This window comes from Pseudomonas sp. LBUM1673 (assembly GCF_059695645.1).
The window spans coordinates 660,383-681,730 of record NZ_CP166780.1 but is presented as its reverse complement, the minus strand read 5'-3'; the positions used below and the strand labels follow the sequence as shown (position 1 = coordinate 681,730).

18 protein-coding genes and 1 pseudogene are annotated in these 21,348 nt (G+C 58.3%); 8 read left to right on the top strand and 11 right to left on the bottom strand.

The features are described 5' to 3' along the window. Nucleotides 1–6 precede the first annotated feature (6 nt). Nucleotides 7–1,290 (bottom strand): L-pipecolate oxidase, encoded by a 1,284-nt coding sequence (gene amaA / locus ACA044_RS03010; protein WP_497445092.1) that lies wholly within the window; start codon nt 1,288–1,290, stop codon nt 7–9. A 156-nt stretch (nt 1,291–1,446) separates the two neighbouring features. Continuing rightward, nucleotides 1,447–2,937 (bottom strand): L-piperidine-6-carboxylate dehydrogenase, encoded by a 1,491-nt coding sequence (gene amaB, locus ACA044_RS03005; RefSeq protein ID WP_497445091.1) that lies wholly within the window; start codon nt 2,935–2,937, stop codon nt 1,447–1,449. Between the two features lie 184 nt (nt 2,938–3,121). On the opposite strand from amaB, the gene ACA044_RS03000 reads away from it, so the two are divergent. After that, nucleotides 3,122–4,033, top strand: coding sequence for a LysR family transcriptional regulator (locus tag ACA044_RS03000; RefSeq protein ID WP_497445090.1), 912 nt, complete (start codon nt 3,122–3,124; stop codon nt 4,031–4,033). Nucleotides 4,034–4,160: 127 nt separating this feature from the next. On the opposite strand, the gene ACA044_RS02995 is transcribed toward ACA044_RS03000, so the two are convergent. Then, nucleotides 4,161–4,970 carry a helix-turn-helix domain-containing protein gene (locus ACA044_RS02995; RefSeq protein ID WP_497445089.1) on the bottom strand — a complete coding sequence of 270 codons (810 nt, stop codon included), beginning with the start codon at nt 4,968–4,970 and terminating at the stop codon, nt 4,161–4,163. 175 nt (nt 4,971–5,145) lie between these two features. On the opposite strand from ACA044_RS02995, the gene ACA044_RS02990 reads away from it, so the two are divergent. The 5 genes from ACA044_RS02990 (at nt 5,146) to nadE (ending at nt 9,408) form a co-directional block, all read left to right on the top strand. Next, nucleotides 5,146–6,606, top strand: a complete 1,461-nt coding sequence (locus ACA044_RS02990) for an alanine/glycine:cation symporter family protein (protein WP_497445088.1) — start codon at nt 5,146–5,148, stop codon at nt 6,604–6,606. A gap of 137 nt (nt 6,607–6,743) precedes the next feature. Then, the gene (locus ACA044_RS02985; protein WP_497445087.1) at nt 6,744–7,013 is read left to right on the top strand and encodes a hypothetical protein; all 270 of its coding nucleotides are present in this window, start codon (nt 6,744–6,746) and stop codon (nt 7,011–7,013) included. Then, the gene (locus ACA044_RS02980) at nt 7,006–7,191 is read left to right on the top strand and encodes a hypothetical protein (protein WP_497445086.1); all 186 of its coding nucleotides are present in this window, start codon (nt 7,006–7,008) and stop codon (nt 7,189–7,191) included. The genes ACA044_RS02985 and ACA044_RS02980 overlap by 8 nt, the downstream gene beginning before the upstream one ends. Nucleotides 7,192–7,340: 149 nt before the next feature. Further along, complete coding sequence (pncB, locus tag ACA044_RS02975; protein WP_497445085.1) at nt 7,341–8,576, top strand: nicotinate phosphoribosyltransferase; 1,236 nt, start codon at nt 7,341–7,343, stop codon at nt 8,574–8,576. A 4-nt stretch (nt 8,577–8,580) separates the two neighbouring features. Further along, complete coding sequence (gene nadE, locus ACA044_RS02970; protein WP_497445084.1) at nt 8,581–9,408, top strand: NAD(+) synthase; 828 nt, start codon at nt 8,581–8,583, stop codon at nt 9,406–9,408. Between the two features lie 190 nt (nt 9,409–9,598). Here the strand turns inward: nadE and azu are convergent, their stop codons facing one another. Beyond that, nucleotides 9,599–10,045: an azurin gene (gene azu / locus ACA044_RS02965; RefSeq protein WP_497445083.1), complete on the bottom strand. Its 447-nt coding sequence runs from the start codon at nt 10,043–10,045 to the stop codon at nt 9,599–9,601. 344 nt (nt 10,046–10,389) lie between these two features. Here azu and ACA044_RS02960 point away from each other — a divergent pair, with 344 nt between their 5' ends. Continuing rightward, nucleotides 10,390–10,977: a cytokinin riboside 5'-monophosphate phosphoribohydrolase gene (locus ACA044_RS02960; RefSeq protein WP_497445082.1), complete on the top strand. Its 588-nt coding sequence runs from the start codon at nt 10,390–10,392 to the stop codon at nt 10,975–10,977. Nucleotides 10,978–11,045: 68 nt separating this feature from the next. Further along, nucleotides 11,046–11,234 (top strand): hypothetical protein, encoded by a 189-nt coding sequence (locus ACA044_RS02955; RefSeq protein ID WP_007902706.1) that lies wholly within the window; start codon nt 11,046–11,048, stop codon nt 11,232–11,234. A 221-nt stretch (nt 11,235–11,455) separates the two neighbouring features. Here the strand turns inward: ACA044_RS02955 and ACA044_RS02950 are convergent, their stop codons facing one another. The 7 genes and pseudogenes from ACA044_RS02950 to ssp4 (ACA044_RS02920) all read right to left on the bottom strand — a co-directional run bounded on the left by ACA044_RS02950 (nt 11,456) and on the right by ssp4 (ACA044_RS02920) (nt 21,334). Then, nucleotides 11,456–12,346 (bottom strand): transglutaminase family protein, encoded by an 891-nt coding sequence (locus ACA044_RS02950; RefSeq protein WP_497445081.1) that lies wholly within the window; start codon nt 12,344–12,346, stop codon nt 11,456–11,458. Next, a complete protein-coding gene (locus ACA044_RS02945) occupies nt 12,346–14,832 on the bottom strand; it encodes a circularly permuted type 2 ATP-grasp protein (protein ID WP_497445080.1) in 2,487 nt (828 codons plus the stop codon). The genes ACA044_RS02950 and ACA044_RS02945 overlap by 1 nt, the downstream gene beginning before the upstream one ends. An 88-nt stretch (nt 14,833–14,920) precedes the next feature. Then, nucleotides 14,921–18,196 (bottom strand): transglutaminase family protein, encoded by a 3,276-nt coding sequence (locus ACA044_RS02940; RefSeq protein WP_497445079.1) that lies wholly within the window; start codon nt 18,194–18,196, stop codon nt 14,921–14,923. Nucleotides 18,197–18,382: 186 nt separating this feature from the next. After that, nucleotides 18,383–18,832, bottom strand: coding sequence for a hypothetical protein (locus ACA044_RS02935; protein ID WP_497445078.1), 450 nt, complete (start codon nt 18,830–18,832; stop codon nt 18,383–18,385). Continuing rightward, nucleotides 18,829–19,749, bottom strand: coding sequence for an Ssp4 family T6SS effector (gene ssp4, locus ACA044_RS02930; protein WP_497445077.1), 921 nt, complete (start codon nt 19,747–19,749; stop codon nt 18,829–18,831). Before ssp4 (ACA044_RS02930) ends, ACA044_RS02935 begins: the two co-directional genes overlap by 4 nt. Nucleotides 19,750–19,965: 216 nt before the next feature. Further along, nucleotides 19,966–20,427 (bottom strand): hypothetical protein, encoded by a 462-nt coding sequence (locus ACA044_RS02925; protein WP_497445076.1) that lies wholly within the window; start codon nt 20,425–20,427, stop codon nt 19,966–19,968. After that, nucleotides 20,424–21,334: pseudogene (ssp4, locus tag ACA044_RS02920) on the bottom strand (Ssp4 family T6SS effector). Before ssp4 (ACA044_RS02920) ends, ACA044_RS02925 begins: the two are co-directional and overlap by 4 nt. Nucleotides 21,335–21,348 lie beyond the last annotated feature (14 nt).

The following is a 21,348-nucleotide window of genomic DNA, read 5'->3' as shown; positions in this document are numbered from 1 at the left end:
CAACAATCAGATCACGATCCGCAGGCACTGGCCCGCGTGATACAGCGAAAAACCGGCCTCATACAGGCAGCTTCGCAGCCCCACGCCCGCCAATGGCTGCATGGGGGCGAAGGGAATCGGCAGGGCTTGAGGATTTCCGTTACACAAATAATCGGCGAAGGCTTTGCCGACCACTGTGCCGGTGGTCACGCCTCGACCGTTATAGCCGGTAACGGCCACCAGACCCGGTGCCGGCTCGAACAGGCGCATCAAATGATCGGGGGTGAAGGCGATGCAACCGGTCCAGGTGCACTCCCACTCCACTGGTTTCAGGTAAGGGAAATAGTGCTGCTGAACACGGTCGGCCCAGGCCTTCAGGAACCAGGTCGGTTTCTGGTTGCCATTGCCGAGGCTGCCGAGTAACAACCGCCCTTCGGCATCGCGACGAATGCTGCTGAGCACCTGCCGGGTGTCCCAGGAACCCTGGCCACCGGGAAGAATTTGCTGCGCGGCGTCTTCGGTCAGCGGCACCGAGGCCACTTGATAGTAATAACCGGGGAAAAAGTTACGCCGCAGCTCTGTCCAGTCACCTTCGGTGTAGGCGTTGGACGCAATCACCACCTGCTCGGCCAGCACCGAACCCTGAGCGGTCTGCACCGACCAGCGCTGGCCCTGACGTTCGAGTCGGGTCACCGGGGAATGATCGAACAACTGGCCGCCGAGGCCGAGGGCCGCGTTGGCCAGCCCCGTGGTGTAGGCCATCGGGTTGATCGTGCCAGCACGCCGATCGAGCAACGCGGCGGCAATCCTTTTGGTGCCCGTGGCTTGTTCGCAGGCCTCCCCGGTCAACAGCTCGACCGGTGCCCCGCGACGCTTCCATTGTGCTTCGCGACTGCGCAGATCCGCCTCGCCACGCGCGTTGTGCGCCATGTGCAGCGTGCCTTCGCGGCGTAACTGGCAATCGATGTTGTATTTGTCGACCAGGCTGAACACCAGTGACGGCGCCGCACCGAGCATACGGTTGAGCTGACTGCCGACCGCCTCGCCGAAACCGGCTTCGATTTCATCCGGTGGAATCCACATCCCGGCGTTGACCAGCCCGACGTTGCGACCCGAACCGCCATGCCCGGCGCGATGCGCTTCCAGCACACAAACACTTTTACCTTGTTCCAGCAGATGCACCGCCGCCGACAGACCGGTAAAACCGGCACCGATGACGCAGACATCCGCCCTGACCTCGCCCTTGAGCAACCCGTTGTCGGGCCTTTGCGGCGTCAGTTTTTCCCACAGACACTCTTCGCGTAACGGCATTGCCAGACTCCAATCCGAAACCTAACCAACACACAGTTCCCAGTGTGGGAGCGGGCTTGCTCGCGAAGACGGCGGCACATCCAACATTGATGTGACTGACAGACCGCATTCGCGAGCAAGCCCGCACACACATTGGATCACTATTCGACTTGAGGTTTAGTCAAACGTAATCCCTTGAGCCAACGGCAACTCCAGCGAATAGTTCACGGTGTTGGTCTGACGGCGCATGTACCCACGCCATGCATCCGAACCGGACTCTCGGCCACCACCTGTTTCCTTCTCGCCGCCAAACGCCCCGCCGATTTCCGCGCCGCTCGGGCCGATGTTGACGTTGGCGATGCCGCAATCGCTGCCCACCGCCGACATGAACTGCTCGGCTTCACGCACGTCGGTGGTGAAGATGCATGACGACAGACCTTGTGGCACGGCGTTGTTCAGGCGCAATGCTTCGTCAAAATCCTTGTAACCGACCACATACAGGATTGGCGCGAAGGTTTCGTCGCGTACCACATCGCTCTGCTCCGGCATTTCGACGATGGCTGGCGAGACGTAGTAAGCATTGGGGAACTTGTCTTCCAGCTGACGCTTGCCGCCGAACACCCGGCCACCTTCGCTCAAGGCCTGCTCCAGCGCGTCCCGCATGTTGTCGAAGCTGTGCTTGTCGATCAGCGGCCCGACCAGATTGCCTTCCAGTGGATGGCCGATGCGCACCTTGGAGTAAGCGGCTTTCAGGCGAGTGACGATTTCTTCTTTCACCGACTCGTGGGCGATCAGGCGACGCAAGGTGGTGCAACGTTGACCGGCGGTGCCGACGGCGCTGAACAGAATCGCCCGTACGGCCATGTCCAGGTCGGCGCTTGGGCCGAGGATCATCGAGTTGTTGCCGCCCAGCTCCAGAATGCTGCGGGCGAAACGCGCAGCAATTTTCGGCGCCACTTCACGACCCATGCGGGTGCTGCCGGTGGCGCTGACCAGCGCGACACGCGGGTCGTCGACCAGGGCTTCGCCAGCATCGCGACCACCGATAATCACCTGGCTCAGGTGCGGCGGAGCGTCGCTGAAGTTTTTCAGGACACGGTCGAACAGCGCCTGGCAGGCCAGCGCGGTCAGCGGGGTTTTCTCCGACGGTTTCCAGATCACCGGGTTACCGCAGACCAGCGCCAGCGTCGCGTTCCAGGCCCAGACGGCGACCGGGAAGTTGAACGCACTGATTACGCCAACGATGCCCAGCGGGTGCCAGGTTTCGCGCATGTGGTGGCCAGGGCGCTCGGAGGCAATGGTCAAACCGTACAGCTGACGGGACAGACCGACGGCGAAGTCGCAGATGTCGATCATTTCCTGAACTTCACCCAAACCTTCTTGAGTGATCTTGCCAGCCTCCCAGGAAACCAGCTCACCGAGATCGGCCTTGTACTCACGCAAGATGTCGCCCAATTGGCGCACCAATTCGCCACGGCGCGGTGCCGGGACCTTGCGCCACAATTCGAACGCATGATCTGCGCGACTGATGTGCTGCTCGACTTCAGCGGCGCCTTCCCAGTTCACGGCAGCGATCTGGCTGCCATCAATCGGCGAATGCACAGGCACTTTGCCGTTCTGGTACAGGGCCGGGTTCACACCAAGACGATCAAGCAATGCGGCAACCATGGGTCACTCCTCAAGCAAAAAACAGAAATCGTGCAGCCGGATTTATCCGGCTGATCAGACCTGTAGTTTTAGCGCTGTCGAGGTTACCCAACAAACGACCTTTAAGAGAGATATCATTCCGTTTATTCATGCTGCGAATCTGCCGGTAAAAAAGAGCATAGAGAAACAAGAAAAAGGACCACCCATGCTGAATAAACGCTACTTGCCGTCGATCACTGCATTGCAATGCTTCGAAGCCGTCACCCGGCATTTGAGCTTCACCCGTGCCGCCGAAGAGCTGAACCTGACGCAGAGCGCCGTGAGCAAACAAGTCGCACAACTCGAAGAATTGCTGCAACACCTGCTGTTCCGCCGGGTGCGTCGACGCCTGCAAATGACCCCCGCCGGCGATTTGTACTTGGTGGAGGTGCGAAAAATCCTCACCCAGGTCGAAATGTCGACCCATTACCTGCGCTCCTACGGCGGTGATACTGAAGTCCTGCGCGTCTCCACACCTCCGACCTTCGGTGCGCGCTGGCTGGTGCCACGCTTGAAAGGCTGGCGCCTGCGTCATCCGTCGATCCATCTGGACCTGTGCAGCGAACAGGAAGCCGACGATCTGCTGCAAGGTCGCAGCGACCTGGCGTTCTATTTTGGCCAGGGTTCACGGCCCGGCACCGAATGCCTGAAGCTGTTTGGCGAGGAGCTGGTGCCGGTCTGCGCGCCGGGCAGCCTGCCGGACACGCCGTTCACCGACCCTACGCAACTCACCGACCTGGTCCTGCTGCAAAATGCTTCGCGGCCCCAGGCCTGGCACGACTGGTTCGACAGTCAGGGCTACCACACCGAGCACAGCTATCACGGCCCGCGTTTCGAAACCTTCTACATGTGCATCCGCGCCGCCCAGGTCGGCTGCGGCGTGGCGCTGCTGCCACGGTTTCTGGTGGAAGAGGAATTGGCCGACGGCAAACTGGTCATTCCCTGGCAGCATGCAATGCCCAGCACTGACGCCTATTACCTGGCGTATCCGGAGCATTCGGCGGAAGTGCCCAAGGTGCGGGATTTTGTGAAGTGGATGCTGGAGCAGATTGATAGTCCGGATGCGCCGCCGATTTGAAGCCTCACACATCAACTGTGGCAAATGACATTTGTGGCGAGGGGGCTTGTCGGAGCGCCGCACCGCCCCGCTGAGCTGCGTAGCGGCCCCAAATCCAGCAACACGGTTTGTCAGGCTCATCGTGGCGTCACGCAATAACAAAGCGGCCATCGACGACTTTGGTTTGAGCGAGACGCCCGCGCAAATCATCATCGATGGCGGGATCATCCATGCTGTATAGGCGCACCCTGCGATACGCATTGATTCGATTGATCTCCAGCCCGAGATACTCCCAAACCACCCTCGAACACGCAGGAGTACGATGGTCAGCTGCGCAAACGCCCATCTTCAAGCCATTGAGTCGAGTAATACAGCTTTTGAAGCTCGGGATAAGAATGGTTTGGCTAATCTCGTTGGACGTCAGCGATTCATAATCAATGAGGAACAAGCGGTCCTGTAGGTAGTAGGCAATCCCCACGTATCGATACCGCTCAAACTCCCCATCCGCCCCGGCTATCTGTAAGCGCTCATTTCGTTCGTATACGAAATGCTGCCCTTCCTCGCGTATATGCACCAGGGAACACAGAATGAAACCGGGCTCTGTCATTGCATGGTAGTACTCGTAGTAGTAACCCGTGTGGGCTTTTAGCTGCGACGAAGACTGTTGACGAAGGTGATCAAGCATCCGCTGTGGTGCCGTCGCCTCGCTGGAAGGACTAATTCGCCTCGCTTTAGCGCCAATAAGAATAGTGAATTGCTCTGTCGGCAAACCTATTTCGAATTCTTCGACTCCGAAAAAATCGCAGATCCTCTTAAGATTAAAGGGTGTGGGAAGGCTATTTCCGCACAGGTACTTATTAAATTGTCCACGATTAATCCGAAGCCTCCTACAGACTTCAGCGACAGATCGGTAGTGACTACACAGCAGCCTTAAGTTAGCAGGAAGAAAATCACGCATACAAGTCCATCACAATAGTGTCAGAAGACTCGAACATAGCATCAACTCACATCGTTTTTAACCAACTTGCGAAATTGCGCACAGCGATAGATGACCGGATATTACGGGCCCTAAAAGCTTTCTGGACTCGCTACACCTTCAATCCGCCAGCACTCTAAATAGCAAGGAGCTTTGAATGCTTGACATCATCAACGACTTTCTCTCCGGCAAGGTTTTGATACCTTTAGTTCTTGGACTGGGAAGTTACTTCACAATCAGGTCAAGATTTGTCCAACTCCGATACTTCATACATATGATCTCGGTATTACGCGGCAGTTGGCATACCAGCAATCATCACTTGAGTTCATTGCAGGCATTGACGCTCAGCCTTGCCGGCCGGGTCGGAACCGGCAATATCGTTGGCGTCGGCATTGCCGTGAGCATGGGAGGGCCCGGCGCAGTGTTCTGGATGTGGATGACAGCTCTTTTGGGTATGTCGAGCAGCTTCTTCGAATGCGCACTGGGCCAGCTCTATAAGCGCTGCGATGGAAATGGCCTATATCGTGGAGGCCCGTCCTGGTACATCCAGCATGGTTTGGGCAAACGCTGGCTCGGAACCATTGCCGCTCTCCTGCTTCTGGTCACCTTCGGCTTTGCTATCAACGGTCTGGAGTCTCATGCCGTATCGCACTCGCTCAACGATGCATTTGGTCTGTCGACCACTTGGTCTGGGCTCGCGCTATCGCTGATGCTGGGAATAGTGTTTATTGGCGGTATAAAGCGGATAGCGGCGGTTGCCGATCTTTTAGTGCCCCTCAAGGCCCTCGCTTACATCGGCGTGACGTCTTACGTAATCGTGCTGCAATTTGACCAAGTCCCGGCAATGTTCATGACTATTGTCAAAGGTGCGTTTGGACTGGATCAGGCTTTTGGTGGGCTAGTCGGCAGCGCAATCGTTATGGGCGTGAGGCGTGGAGTGTTCTCCAATGAGGCTGGACTGGGTAGCGCACCCAATGTTGCATCGGTGGCCAAGATCGACCACCCGGTGGCACAAGGCGTGGTGCAGGCATTCAGTGTCTTCATCGATACCTTTGTAATCTGCACGTGTACCGCATTACTCATTTTACTTTCAGGTTTCTACACGCCAGGTTTCGAGGGCGACGGCATTGCCCTGGCACAAAACTCGCTAGCCGCCGTGGTCGGCGAATGGGGACGAATGTTCATAAGTGTGGTGCTTGCGTTGTTCGTATTCACAGCAATGCTTTACAACTATTACCTGGGAGAAAACAGCTTACGGTTCATGTTCGGCGAGCCTCATAAAACGTTGATCTTCTATCGTGCGTTAGTGTTGATTCTAGTGTTCTGGGGATCAGTCGAGGATCTGTCCACCGTACTTGCTTTTGCAGACATCACCATGACGCTACTGGCATTGGTCAACCTTATAGCCATGGCCCTGCTCTTCAAAATCTGCATGCGCATCTTGCATGACTATGATGAACAACGTCGCGCCGGGATCAAGACACCTGTTTTCGATTCAAGCAAGTTCCTTGACCTAGATCTCGATCCTTTGGCGTGGCCACCGCAGCCCAGCGACCCAAGCACAATGAATCGTAGCGTGCCCTCTCCTTCCTCCGGGGCTAGCACACAGCCCGCTTAAAACAGAACAGATACTGAGCCATTCAATTCAGTAATGGCTCAGCAGCACATACAGCAACAATACCTTTGCAACCAAACTAAAAGAACAAAGCACTCTTCGACCTGTCACGCCTACAATTTTCTGAAGGACTTTATCCCATGGATCGCTATTACCCTCTTAAAGCCAATGCAACCAATATCCCGACCTTTTTTATAGACTCACATGCAGCACCCAATCAGTTATTTGAAGATGCCTGTTTCAGAATTCGCGCCGCTGCCAGCCTTTTAGAGACATTAACATCTGTCACTATCAAACATACCAACGACTCAGACTTCTATCGGCTGATACTTCCAGCTTATGTATTGCTACAGGATGGTGTCGACGCACTGGAACAGATCACTTTCAAGGGAGAGGTCATTCATGTCTAAAACAGCAACCCATGACATGCTCAAAGCGGCGATGATTAAAGCTGTTGAAACCAGCCTCGTTCCTCGGCACTCGTATCTTGAAGAGTATTTAAAAAGTTGGGAGCGTCTTGAGCTAGTCATTCAAGCCGCGCTTGAGGTGTATCGCGAAGCAGATGAGGCTATTGGCCGGGATGTATAGAAAGCACCAGAGGCACAGTAGGGAGGAGCCCACCGCGAAAGCAAAAAATCGCTGGCAATCCACACCTTGGATATGCGCCACTAGCCCCATTCATTGAAACAGCTGCAACGTCGCTGCCACGGGCCGCGGCCAGCCTGGAGAACCCCGTTATGAGCGAGAGTGTGTTTGCCGATCGCATCGTGCAGAACCTGCTCGACACCGACTTCTACAAACTGACGATGATGCAGGCGGTGCTGCACAACTACCCGAACGTGGAAGTCGAATGGGAGTTTCGTTGCCGTAACAGTGAGGATCTGCGCCCTTACCTGGCGGAGATCCGCTTCCAGATCGAGCGCCTGGCCGAGTTGAGCCTGAGTGCCGATCAGTTGAGTTTCCTGGAGCACATCAGTTTCCTGAAACCGGATTTCCTGCGTTTTCTCGGGCTGTTTCGCTTTAACTTGCGCTACATCCATACCGGCATTGAAAACGGCGAGTTGTTCATCCGCCTGCGCGGGCCGTGGCTGCATGTGATTCTGTTTGAGGTGCCGTTGCTGGCGATCGTCAGCGAAGTGCGCAACCGCTATCGCTACCGGGAAATCGTCCTGGAACAGGCCCGCGAGCAGCTCTATCGCAAGTTCGACTGGCTGACCGCCAATGCCAGCGTGGACGAATTGTCCGAGTTGCAAGTAGCCGATTTCGGCACCCGCCGTCGCTTCTCGTACCGCGTGCAGGAGGAAGTGGTGAACGTGCTCAAGCACGACTTCCCCGGGCGTTTCGTCGGTACCAGCAACGTGCACCTGGCCCGGGAGCTGGACATGAAGCCGCTGGGCACCATGGCCCATGAATGGATCATGGCCCACCAGCAACTCGGTCCACGGCTGATCGACAGCCAGATTGCCGCCCTTGATTGCTGGGTCCGCGAATACCGTGGCCTGTTGGGGATCGCCCTGACCGATTGCATCACCTCCGATGCTTTCCTCAGCGATTTCGACCTGTTCTTTGCCAAGCTCTTCGACGGCTTGCGCCACGATTCCGGTGATCCGGTGCTCTGGGCGGAAAAAGCCATCGCCCACTATCACAAACTCGGCATCGACCCGATGAGCAAGACCCTGGTGTTTTCCGACAGTTTGACGCTGCCCAAGTCTCTGGAGATTTTTCGGGCATTGCGCGGTCGGATCAATGTCAGCTTCGGTATCGGCACTAACCTGACCTGCGATATTCCGGGTGTCGAACCGATGAGCATCGTGCTTAAAATGACGGCCTGCAACGGCCAGCCGGTGGCCAAGATTTCTGATGAGCCTGGCAAGACTCACTGCAAAGACCCGAATTTCGTCGCCTATTTGCGACATGTTTTCCAAGTACCTGCCGCCATTTCCAGTACATCAAGCCCATCAAGCAAGGAGTGAATTCATGCAAGCCGTACAGCGTGAGATTGCTGAGCAGCTCAAGGTCCAACCGCCCTTCGCGGACCCACTCGCCCTCGAGGCTGAAGTCGCCCGGCGTATCACCTTCATTCAGGACTGCCTGGTCAATGCCGGGCTCAAGACGCTGGTGTTGGGTATCAGCGGCGGTGTCGATTCCCTCACCGCCGGCCTGCTGGCCCAGCGCGCCATGCGGGAATTGCGCGAACGCACCGGTGATAGCAGCTACAAATTCATCGCCGTGCGTCTGCCGTACGAAACGCAGTTCGATGAACACGACGCCCAGGCCTCGGTAGATTTCATCGCTCCGGACGAGCGCCATACGGTGAACATCGGCCCGGCGGTCAAATCCCTGGCCAGTGAAGTGGCAGCTTTCGAAGGCAAGCACGCGGTCTCGGTGGATTTCGTGTTGGGCAATACCAAGGCGCGGATGCGCATGGTCGCGCAATACACCATCGCAGGCGCGACTCATGGCCTGGTGATCGGCACCGACCACGCAGCGGAAGCCGTGATGGGCTTCTTCACCAAGTTCGGTGACGGCGCCTGCGACCTCGCACCGCTGAGCGGCCTGGTAAAAAATCAGGTCCGGGCGATTGCCCGCAGCTTCGGCGCACCGGAGGCGCTGGTGGAAAAAATCCCGACCGCCGACCTCGAAGACCTCTCGCCGGGCAAACCGGACGAAGCGTCCCACGGCGTGACCTACGCCGAGATCGACGCCTTCCTGCATGGCGAGCCGGTGCGCGAGGAAGCGTTCAAGATCATCTGTGATACGTACAAGAAGACTCATCACAAGCGGGTGATGCCGTTCGCGCCATAAGGACGTCGGCGTCTGTACCGACGCCTTCGCGGGCAAGCCACGCTCCCACAGGTTTTGTGTCGGACGCCGGTAATGGGCACGACGCAAATCCTGTGGGAGCGTGGCTTGCCCGCGAAGAACGATGACTCGGTCTATCGTCAGGCACAAAAAAAGCGTCCCGAGCGGACGCTTTTTTATGCGTTTGAATCGATTACTTCAGCGTAACAGTGCCTTTCATCATCGAGATGTGGCCAGGAAACGAGCAGAAGAAGCCGTATTTCTCGGCAGCATCAAGTTTCGACACATCGAAAGTCACCGAATCCGTTTCCTTGGCACCGATGATTTTGGTGTGGGCGATGACGCGGGCATCGCCTTCTTTCAGGTAGTGCTTGTCGATGCCAGCGGCCAGGCCGTCGGTGGCGATCGGCTGCATGTCTGCCTCTTTGCTCAGCACCCAATTATGACCCATGACGTTTTTCGGCAAGCTGCCGGAGTGAGTCAGCTCAACGGTGAAGGTCTTGCAGCTCTTGTCGATTTCAATGGCTTTGGTGTTGAAGGACATCTGATCGGTGGAGTCGATGGTGGTCTTGCACTCGGCAGCCATCAATTGGCTGCTGGCCAGTGTCAGCAGGGATACCGCAACAAGTTTGGCAAACATGGTGAATCTCCAAGGCAGGGTTAACAAAAGTGCGAATGGGCAGAAGACTGCCTGAAATCTTCGCAAGTTCATATGACTTGAATCAAAAATTGTATACAACTTTCGAGCTATGACACTCATCGAAACAATCTACCAGCCAGACGTCTGGTACGGCCCTATCATCAGGACCGTCATCTCACATCTGGAGCGTCTGTCATGTCTTTCAACAGCTTGTTGAGCAGTTTGCTCGCCGCCTATGCCTGTGGTGCCAGCGGTACTTACGAAACACCTCAACACGAAGTTTAGTCCTTGGAACGATGCAAGCCTGCCTTTACTCTGTGGCCCTGATGACCATGGAGTAAGGCATGTCTTTAGCGTCCGTTTGTGTATTTTGCGGTGCCAGCACCGGCACCAATCCGGCCTATCGTGAAGCGGCTGTCGCCTTGGGGCGAGCATTGGCCGAGCGCAAGCTGACCCTGGTCTATGGCGGCGGCGCCGTAGGGCTGATGGGGATCGTGGCCGACGCCGCACTGGCGGCCGGCGGTGAAGTGATCGGGATTATCCCGCAGAGCCTCAAAGACAAGGAAATCGGCCACAGTCGCCTGACCCGACTGGAAGTAGTTGACGGCATGCATGCTCGCAAGGCGCGAATGGCCGAGCTCAGCGATGCCTTCATCGCCCTGCCTGGCGGCCTGGGCACACTGGAAGAGCTGTTCGAAGTCTGGACCTGGGGCCAGCTCGGCTATCACGGCAAACCGCTGGGCTTGCTGGAAGTGAACGGTTTCTACAGCAAATTGACGTCTTTTCTTGATCATATCGTCGGCGAAGGCTTCGTTCGCGGGCAGCACCGTGACATGCTGCAAATGAGCGAATCGCCGCAAACCCTGCTCGATGCACTGGACGCCTGGCAACCTTCGGTGCCACCAAAATGGACCGAGCAAAAACCCAGCTAACGGCTCGACACCGATACAGGGCAGAATATGCGCCGCTCAACCTCACCTTCGACCCCAGAGGATCGCCCATGGCTAAACCTAATTATTCCTTCGCCAAACGTCAGAGAGACTTGGCCAAGGAGCAGAAGAAAGAGGAAAAGCTTCAGCGCAAGAAAGCTACAGCTGAAGAAGAAGCAGCAGCACTGAACCCGGATACCGAAGGCGAAGTGGCTACAGATGAAACTGAAGCACCGAAAGATCAGGCGCCCGACGCCTGAGACCCTCAGGGCCCGATGATCTGATCAGGCCCACCGGATCTGTGTCCAGGGTCAGCAACGATGTTGCTGACCCTCACAGTCCCACCTGAAAATACCCCTCCAGAACTGACTTGCACATCCCCATGTGGGAGCGGGCTTGCTCGCGAAAGCGGCCAGTCAGCCACATAGATGTTGGATGTGCCGCCGCCTTCGCGAGCAAGCCCGCACACACTGGATCTGCGTCACTCCAATGGCATCACGGTAACCCGAACCTCCGGGTCGTGGCTGCCACCGCCCAGGATCACCCCACGCAACGGCGACACATCGGAAAAGTCCCGGCCCCAGGCCAGGGTGATGTGCTCCAGCGCTGGCCGCACATTGTTGGTCGGGTCAAAATCCACCCAACCCAGCACCGGACAAAACACCGACACCCACGCATGCGACGCATCGGCGCCGATCAACCGTGGCTGGCCCGGGGGTGGCTGGGTCAGCAGATAGCCGCTGATGTACCGCGCCGCTAATCCACGGGAGCGCACACAAGCAAGCATCAAATGCGCAAAGTCCTGGCAAACCCCGCGCCGCCTCTCCAGCACTTCCACCAGCGGTGTTGCCACTTGAGTCGCTTCGGCGTCGAAGGTGAATTCGCTGAAGATCTTCTCCATTAACGCCTGAACCCCCAGCAACAATGGCCGGCCAGGAGGAAAACAACTTTCGGAGAACTCGACGAAGCTGCGCTTCAAATGCACATAGGGCGATTCGAATCGATAACGGCAGGCTTCCAGCAGTTCAGGAGAGAGCGGCTGACTGCTGTAGGTCAGTGCATTGCAGGTATTTTCCCAGGCTGGCGATTGATTGAAGTCCAGCGATGGCCGGGCTAGCACTTCGACGGTGAGCCGGGCATTGACCAGCAATTCATCGTGGGGCCGCTCGAACGCGAGCCGGGTCAACGGATTACCGAACACATCCAGCTCATCCCGGCGTGAAGTCGGCTCGGGACTGATCTGCAATTGTTGCTCGGTGCAGCGCTGCCAGGCACAGAGCCGCGGCCACAGATGCGCCAGCTGCTGGGCCAGGGATACCGGGCTGTCATAGTGATAATGGGTGTCGTGGAAAATCTGGTAATGGGCATTCATCAGACGGACACCGTGCGTTGGCTGACATCATCGACATGGGCGAAATGGCGCAAGGCCAGGCGATCCGATACTTGTCCGCTGGCGTCTGCGATCTCCTGCAGCAGATCGGCCAGCCCTTCGATGGCAGCGCGAACACTGGCCTCGCCAAACAGTGAGTTTTCCAGGCAGCCCAGATCGAAGCGCGCCAGTCGCTCCACCAACTGCGGCAGGCCGGTTTCGCGAGGCGCACCAAAGTCGTCGCTCAAGCGCTTCAATGTGCGAGTCACCAGTTTCAACTGGAACAACACCGCATGAGGGTTCTGCTCGTCGAGCAGCAACAGGTCGAGCACCGGGATCAATTGCGCCACCGCCAGGTACCGCGAGCGGTAGGTGATACTGCTGTTGCCCAGCTCCAGCAGCCATTCCAGCCCGGCCTGATCGAAGGCCGCGGCACCACGCAGAAACGCCGCCAGACTGCCGCTGAGAAATTGCAGCCGTTCGATCCGCCGACCGATCATCAGGAAACGCCAGCCTTCATCCCGGGTCATGTCGTCCAGGGCAAAACCGGACAGCGCCGCCAGCGACATCACCAACCGGTTGAGGAAATCCAGCAACTCGCCGAAATCCGGCTCTTCGGTTTCCAGTTCCATGGCTTCGCGCTGCAACTCCACCAACGCTTGCCAGTTTTCCCGTGAAAGCTTGCCACGTACTTGTGAGGCCGCCCACTGCAAGCGTTGCAGGTTGGAGCGCAGGCTGAACGGCCAATCATCGCCGAGCAGCGCCGCCAGCAAACGCTCCGGCAACTCGCCCTCCTCCGGCAACAGATTCAAGCGTTCACCAAGATCGACCGCCGCCTCCAGGGCTTGCGGGTCATCGCCATCGACATAGCGGGCCAGCATGATCCGCAGCAGTCGCGCGCTGTCATCGCAGCGCTCGCAATAACGGCCGAACCAGAACAGGTTCTCGACCACCCGCGACGGCAGATACGGGTCGCGTCGCACCAGATCGTGAACGCCAATGTTGCGCTGGGCTTTCCATTGTTCGCCGCTGGGCGGACGATCGCCCAACACCCAGGTGTCCTTGCTCGCGCCGCCGCGTTGCATCGACACCGCTTCGGCGTCGGCCTCGGCGGCAACCCGGGTCAAGCCACCGGGCAGCACTCGATAGCCGTCCCGGCTGGCCACTGCATACATGCGCATGCCGATGGCTCGCGGTTGCAACTGACCACCTTCGGCTTGCCAGATCGGCGCCTGGGATAGCTGCGCCAATTCTTGCGCAACATAGGCATAAGGCCGTGACTGCATGCGTTCGGCCAGGGCCTGGCGCTGCTTTTCACTCAAATCACGACCAAACACAGGGACGAAACTCTGCGACGGAAACGCCGGTTTGATCAACAGTTCCGGCAGTTTTTCCAGGGCCTGGGCCAGCACCGGCGCTTCGCCGCACCACCAAGTCGCAATGGACGGCAGGATCAGCTCTTCTGCGAACAAAAACTGATTGATCTTCGGCAGGAAGCCCAGCAGCCCCGGCGATTCCAGCACGCCGCTGCCGAGGGCGTTGGCCACCAGCACCCGACCCTGGCGCACCGCTTCGAGCAACCCCGGCACGCCGAGGGCCGAGTCGGTGCGCAACTCCAGCGGGTCGCAGAAATCATCATCGAGCCGACGCATGATCGCGTGAACCCGACGCAGGCCGCTCAAGGTTTTCAGATAGACCGTGGCATCCCGGACCGTCAGATCCCCACCTTCCACCAACGGATAACCGAGCTGACGAGCCAGGTACAGATGTTCGAAATAGCTTTCGTTGAAACGCCCCGGCGTCAGCAGTACCACCAGCGGCACTTCCTCATCGCTCGGCGCCTGACGGGCCAGGGTTTCCTGAAGGGTACGGAAGAATCCGGCCAGGTGCTGCACCTTCAAATCGCGGTACAACTCGGGAAAGGCCCGGGACACGATGGTGCGGTTTTCCAGGGCGTAGCCGGCACCGGACGGCGCTTGAGTCCGGTCCGCGGTGACCCACCAACGGCCGTCAGGCGTACGCGCCAGATCCACGGCGTACAAATGCAGAAAAGCCCCGTCGGGCGGCGCAATGCCCTGACAAGGCCAGAGGAAGTTGTTGTGACCGAAGACCAGCTCAGCCGGCAGCAGGCCTTCGGCGATCAAGCGCTGAGGGCCGTACAGGTCCGCCAGCACAGCATTGAGCAAGCGCGCCCGCTGAGCGATCCCGGCCGATAACTGCTCCCACTCATCGGCGGCAATCACATGGGGCAGCAGATCCAGCTCCCAAGGCCGGTCGGCGCCCTTGGGATCGGCGTAGACGTTGTAGGTCACGCCGTTTTCCTGGATCTGCCGGGTCAACAGCGCCTGACGCTGCGCCAGTTGCGTGGGCGTGCTGCGTTGCAATTGATCGAACAGCCGCCGCCAGTGCGGGCGCACGGCGCCGCTGTCGTCGAGCAGTTCGTGGTAGGTGCCCGCGGTCAGCGGGTAGCGGTCAAGCAGGTCAGGCATGGAAAGCTCGGCAGACAGCAAAGAACGGTCAGACTAACGCAGGCTCATGACGCCCGGATAGACGAAAAATCCGAGCGTCGCGTACGGTTTAGAAACGTCGTAAATCGAGAGTCATGGGTAACTCGTCGTTAATTTCCAGATTCGGTATAGGAAGTTTCCCAGGTGTGTGTCCGAGACGGAAGAATCGCGCCATCCGTCGGCTCTCGGCTTCATTGGCGTTCACCGGAAGACTGTCGTAGTTGCGCCCGCCCGGATGGGCGACGTGGTACTGACAGCCGCCCAGCGAACGCCCCATCCAGGTGTCGAGCAAGTCGAACACCAGCGGCGCGTGGACCGGGATGGTCGGTTGCAGGCAGTTGAACGGTTGCCAGGCACGGAAACGTACACCGGCGACGAACTCGCCGACCCGACCGGTAGGTTGCAACGGCACCGGGATGCCATTGCAGGTCAGCAGATAACGCTGGGGCGGCAGGCCGCTGAGTTTGACCTGCAAGCGTTCCAGTGACGAATCCACATAACGCACCGTGCCACCCGCCGCGCCTTCCTCGCCCAGTACATGCCAAGGCTCCAGCGCCTGACGCAATTCCAGTTCGATGCCACTGACGGCGTAGTCACCCACCTTGGGAAAACGGAATTCCAGGTGCGCCGCGAACCACTCGGAGCGCACGGGATAACCGGCGCCATTGAGGTCGACGATGACATCAGCGAAATCCTGCTCGATAAAGTGCGGCAACAGGAACCGGTCGTGCAGCTCTGTACCCCAGCGCGCCAGTTTCGGCGGTGCATAAGGCTCACGCCAGAACCGCACCACCAGTGCCCGCAGCAACAACTGCTGAGCCAGGCTCATGCGCGCATGGGGCGGCATTTCAAAGGCTCGCAGCTCCAGTAATCCGAGGCGTCCGGTGGCGCCGTCCGGCGAATAGAGTTTGTCGATGCAGAACTCGGCGCGATGGGTGTTGCCGGTCACATCGATCAGCAAATTGCGCAGCAAGCGATCCACCAGCCAGGGCGGACATTCTTCGCCCGGCTTCGGCATCTGTGCGAAGGCGATTTCCAGCTCATATAGCGAATCGTTGCGCGCTTCATCCACCCTCGGCGCCTGGGACGTCGGGCCGATGAACAGTCCGGAAAACAGGTACGACAAGGACGGGTGGTTATGCCAGTAACTGATCAGGCTGCGCAACAGATCGGGACGGCGTAGAAACGGTGAGTCAGCCGGGGTCGCGCCACCCAATACGAAATGGTTGCCGCCGCCAGTGCCGGTGTGCCGGCCGTCGATCATGAACTTCTCGGTGGTCAGTCGGGTCTGGCGCGCCTCTTCGTAAAGAAATTCGGTACGCTCCACCAACTCATCCCACGTGGCGGACGGCTGTACGTTGACCTCAATCACACCCGGATCCGGGGTAATGCGGAAATTGCTCAGGCGCGGATCGCTCGGCGGTTCATAGCCTTCCAGCAGTACCGGGCAATGCAGTTCCTCGGCGGTGGCTTCGATGGCGGCGACCAGTTCCAGATAGTCCTCGACCCGTTCCAGCGGTGGCATGAACAGGTACAACCGTCCTTCTCGCGCTTCGGCGCAGAACGCGGTACGGGTCAGCCAGTCGGCGGATTCGTCGATCTTTGGCGCACGCTCGTCGGCCGTTTTCGGTTGAGCGTGATTCTTTAGCTGGTCGGTGTCCGGCAGCTCAGGGAAATCCTGATTCGGATCCGTCGGATGGATAAACGGATACTCCGCCGCTTTCACCCAGGGCTGCGACGCCAGAGGTAAGCGATACCCCAGCGGCGAATCCCCTGGCACCAGTCGGCAGTGCTCCTCACGCAGGTACCAGCGACCGCTCTGCCACTGATCGCCCTTGGCGGTGCGCGCCAATGGCAAGACCTGGCCGATCACCTTGTCCAGGCCCTGGCTGAAGACTTTACGCAGTCGCGCACGCTCCAAAGGTTCTTCCAAACGTGAGTCTTCGGCGCTGACGTTCTGCGGCAACGCGCCTTCGCGCCAGAGGTAATAAAAATTGTCTTCGTAGGCCGGAAACACAAAGCGTGTCGGAATTTTCAAACGCTCGGCGACACTCGCCAGAAAGCGTCCGGCCAGTTCGCCATCTGCTACGTAATCTTCCTGCTCATCGGCGATCAGCGCGCTGTTGTGCCAGATCGGCACGCCGTCGCGGCGCCAGTAGCAGTTCAGCGACCAGCGCGGCAGTTGCTCGCCGGGGTACCACTTGCCCTGACCGAAATGCACCAGCCCCTTGGGCGCGTAATGCTTGCGCATGCGCTGGAACAGTTCGGCCGACAGCCGACGTTTGTCCGGCCCGAGCGCAGCGGTATTCCACTCGGCGCCGTCCGGGTCATCGATAGAAACGAAAGTTGGCTCGCCCCCCATGGTCAGGCGCACATCGCCTTCGAGCAAGTCGGCATCGATCTGCCGACCCAGTGCCTGAATCGCCAGCCATTGGTTTTCGGTGTAGGGCTTCGTGACTCGCGGCGCTTCCCAAATCCGCTCCACGGACATTTCGTGGGTGAATTCGCACTCGCACGGTTCCACCAAGCCACTGATCGGTGCCGCAGAGGACGGATCGGGACTACAGGCCAACGGAATGTGTCCTTCACCGGCAAACAGCCCTGAAGTCGCGTCCAGGCCGATCCAGCCAGCACCGGGCAAATAGACCTCGCACCAGGCATGCAGGTCAGTGAAATCCACTTCGGTCCCCGAAGGACCGTCGAGGCTTTTGACATCGGCGGTCAACTGAATCAGGTAACCGGACACGAAACGCGCCGCCAGGCCGAGGTTGCGCAGCAATTGCACCAGCAACCACGCCGAGTCGCGGCAGGAGCCGGAGGCATGCTCAAGGGTGTGTTCCGGGGTCTGTACGCCTGGCTCCATACGGATCAGGTAGCCGATGTCATCGCTGAGGCGCTGGTTGAGCGCGACCAGGAAATCCACGCTCGGTAGCGGCGTGCGATCGATGCCATCCAGATAGGCCTTGAATTTCGGCGTCAGGGGCAAAGTTTCCAGGTACGGCGCCAGCTCTTTGCGCTCATCAGCGGCATAGGCGAAAGGGATCTTCTCAGCGTAGGGCTCGAGAAAGAAATCGAACGGATTGAAGACCGCCATCTCGGCCAGCAGGTCGACCTCGATCCGCAGCTCATCGGTTTTCTCCGGGAACACCAACCGCGCCAGGTAATTGCCCTGGGGGTCTTGCTGCCAGTTGATGAAATGTTGCTCGGGCGAGACTTTCAGCGCATAGGACAGTATCCGCGTGCGGCTGTGGGCAGCCGGGCGCAGCCGAACGATCTGCGGACCGAGCTCGACAGCGCGGTCGTAGCGGTAATGCGTAACGTGGTGCAACGCGACATGAATCGACACGGCGGCCTCCTGCGAGCCAGGGCATAGACACAAAGCGCGCAAGACTTATGCCAGAGCGGTCATTGCGCTTTATCAACAGACCCCGGTGCAGTACAGCACCAAAACGGCGCCGTGGCTGCGGTTATAGTGCGAGGGCTGCACATATTTGTGGCGCACGTGTGAGGGGCGGGTGCTGAATCTACCCAACTAACGGGCTTTGTGCTTTGCAATAACAGCTTGGCGCAAGTGACGTACTTCAAGCAGCTTCTGGCGCATCTCGCGGTGACGTTTGCTGTTGAGCAGCAATAGCGCCAGCAGTGGGAACAGCAACGTCACAGCATAAATCAGGGGATGCACCTCATATGCAATGGTGGGCAATACCCCAAGAAAACAAAGGGCCAGGAGTACGACCAGAGGCCGCACCCATTGCGGGCGACCGCGCGCGACCATGAAATTGCAGTGCACGACGATGAGGGTCAGCGCGATCCCCCCGAAAAAAGAGTACTTGGCGTTGTCAGCCAACGGAAGGTTTCGAAAATAGCTTTCGAAAAACAAAGGCACCGCAAAGACCAGGGTAAAAATTGACGCGAATATTGACCCCATAAAGACCGGGAAATACTTCGATAGAAAATTGCGAATGCTGGGCAGCTCATTCATTGCTCAGCCTCCTCGTACAGGCCTACGGCAATGGTGCGGACATTCCCCGAAATTGCACTGCCGGTAAAACCGATAGCGGCGCCCAAGGCGTCTTTTATCTGAGTGACCGTTGCATGCTTGACCTCGGAGGGTGTGAAACGCTTGGGCAATTCACCCGACAACTGCTTCAACTTGATCATCTTCGACGTCAAGCGCGGGTCGTTGATGCTCAATAGTTCTTTGGTCAGTTTGGCACGTTCCTGTCGATTCAGCCCCCTGAGCACTTCCCTGACACTTTTCCCGGTCGTGGCCTTATTCAGCCTGACCAGTTTGAGTGTTGTCAGCGTGGATGCGCCTACCCCGACCAAGGACGCAGCATCCAGCGCAATCATGGTGTACTGGTACCACTCTTCGCTGTCGAGCTCATCGTTACGGGCAGGGTTGACGATCTCATTGCGGGTCCGATAGCCGCTGGCAAAACACTGCACTGAGCTGGCAGCCGCAGCGGTATAACCGAGCGCAGCGACCACCGTACTTGCCCCTGCCGAAAACGGAATAGCCACGGAGCCACTGAGCACTACGATCCAGCCGATCACTGCACCCGCGCACGATAAGCTGGTGTTGACTGCCTCACCAACCAGGCGCGATTCACGCGGATTGTCCCGCACCTGCTGGGCGAATTGAGCAGGCGCAATGTACTTCTGCGCCTCGCGCAAAATGATCCGCTTGGGCTTGATGCTGCAAATCGGCTTGAACTCGCGCAGGGTCACTACGTTGAATTCAGCGTCAATGTACACCACGCCCGCGCCGACGATTCCGGGGTCGGCGTCGATGGCGGCGAACAGGCGTGGCAGGTTGAGCTGGCTTTCGATGCGTTGGCGGGCCATGAACTGGGAGGGGCTGTAGTCCATGCCGATGCCCGGTAAGGGGTTGCTCATGTGAATCGTCCTTGAGAATCGGGGGTGAGATCTTTGTTGCCTGTGCCGCCGTCATCGCGGGCGAGCCCGGCTCCCACAGGATTTGGCGTTATACAGGGAAATCGGTTGTCCCGGGCAGCCATTGAAGCGCGCGTCACCTTAGCAAACAGGCTGCACAACTCCGAGGGCGTTTGCGACGCGATAAGGCGATTAACAGGCCCATGAAACTTGGCCTTCTCAGCGGGCTTTACGCTGTCGCTTGGCCTCGCGCTTGATCCGCTGGCGTTCGTGGCGAATTTCCAGAAGCCGTGCGCGCATTTCCCGATGGCGTTTGCTGTTGAGCAGCAGCAGGCCCATCAATGGCAGCAGCACGGCGAATACGTACACCCCCTGATGCGGCCGATACGCAAACATCGGCAATACCGCCGCCAGACATCCCAGGAAATAGCCTGTAACCAACCACACCGCCCAGGCGCGTCCACGGGCAATCATGAAGTTGCCCAGAACCAGAATAAGCACCAATACCAACGCGCCGAGTCCTGCATAGTCGATCCTGACGGAAGGCTCCAGAACACGCCAATAAGTAGTCCCAGCCAGAGAAAGAAGCGTTGACGCAGAAAAGCACCCGAGCAGGATAGTGCCCATGAAGACCGGAAAATACCGAGCGAGAAAGCTTTTCAGTGATCCTCCGCCAATCATTCTGTGAACTCCTCGTACAATCCAACGGCGACGGTTTTCACATGCCCATTCCCCGTGTAACTACCAGTCACACCGAGAGCTGCACCCAAGGAGTCTTTAATCTGAGTCAAGGTAGCGTGCTTGATTTCAGCCGAGGAGTAGCGCTTGGGTAATGTCCCCGCTCGTTGTTGTAATTTAAGCAGCTTAGGGGTCAGGCTTGGGTCCCGGAGCGTCAGCAACTCCTTGGTTAGCTTCCCTCGTTCTTGTCGGTTCAACCCCTTAAGCAACTGATACCAACTCTTGCCAGTGTCGGACGCTTTATTGGCCTTGAGCAGGCGAACGGTGGTCAAAGCCGACCCGCCGGCACCCAGCAGGGAAACTGTGTCAAGAATTGGCGATACCGTGTTGTACCAATCGGCATCATTCATCTCATCGTTGTCAGCAGGATTGGTCAGCTCGTTAACAACTCGCATACCACCGATTATGCATTGTCCGGTTCCCGCCATGGCAGCCGATGCGCCGAGAGCGACCATCCAGACACTTGCTCCTGCAGTAAAGGGCACGGCAACGCTGCCGCTGAAAACCACCACCCAACCGATCACCGCGGCGACACAGGATAAGCCTGCATTAGTGACTTCGATTCCGAGCTGCGACTCGCGCGGGCTACTTTTCACTTGCTCGATAAATTGCTGCGGAGCCAGGTACTTTTTGGCCTCGCGCAGAATCACGCGTTTGGGTGCGATACTACAAATCGGCTTGAACTCGCGCAGGGTCACTACGTTGAATTCGGCGTCGATGTACACCACGCCCGCGCCGACGATTCCGGGGTCGGCGTCGATGGCGGCGAACAGGCGTGGCAGGTTGAGCTGGCTTTCGATGCGTTGGCGGGCCTGTAGTCCATGCCGATGCCCGGTAAGGGGTTGCTCATGTGAATCGTCCTTG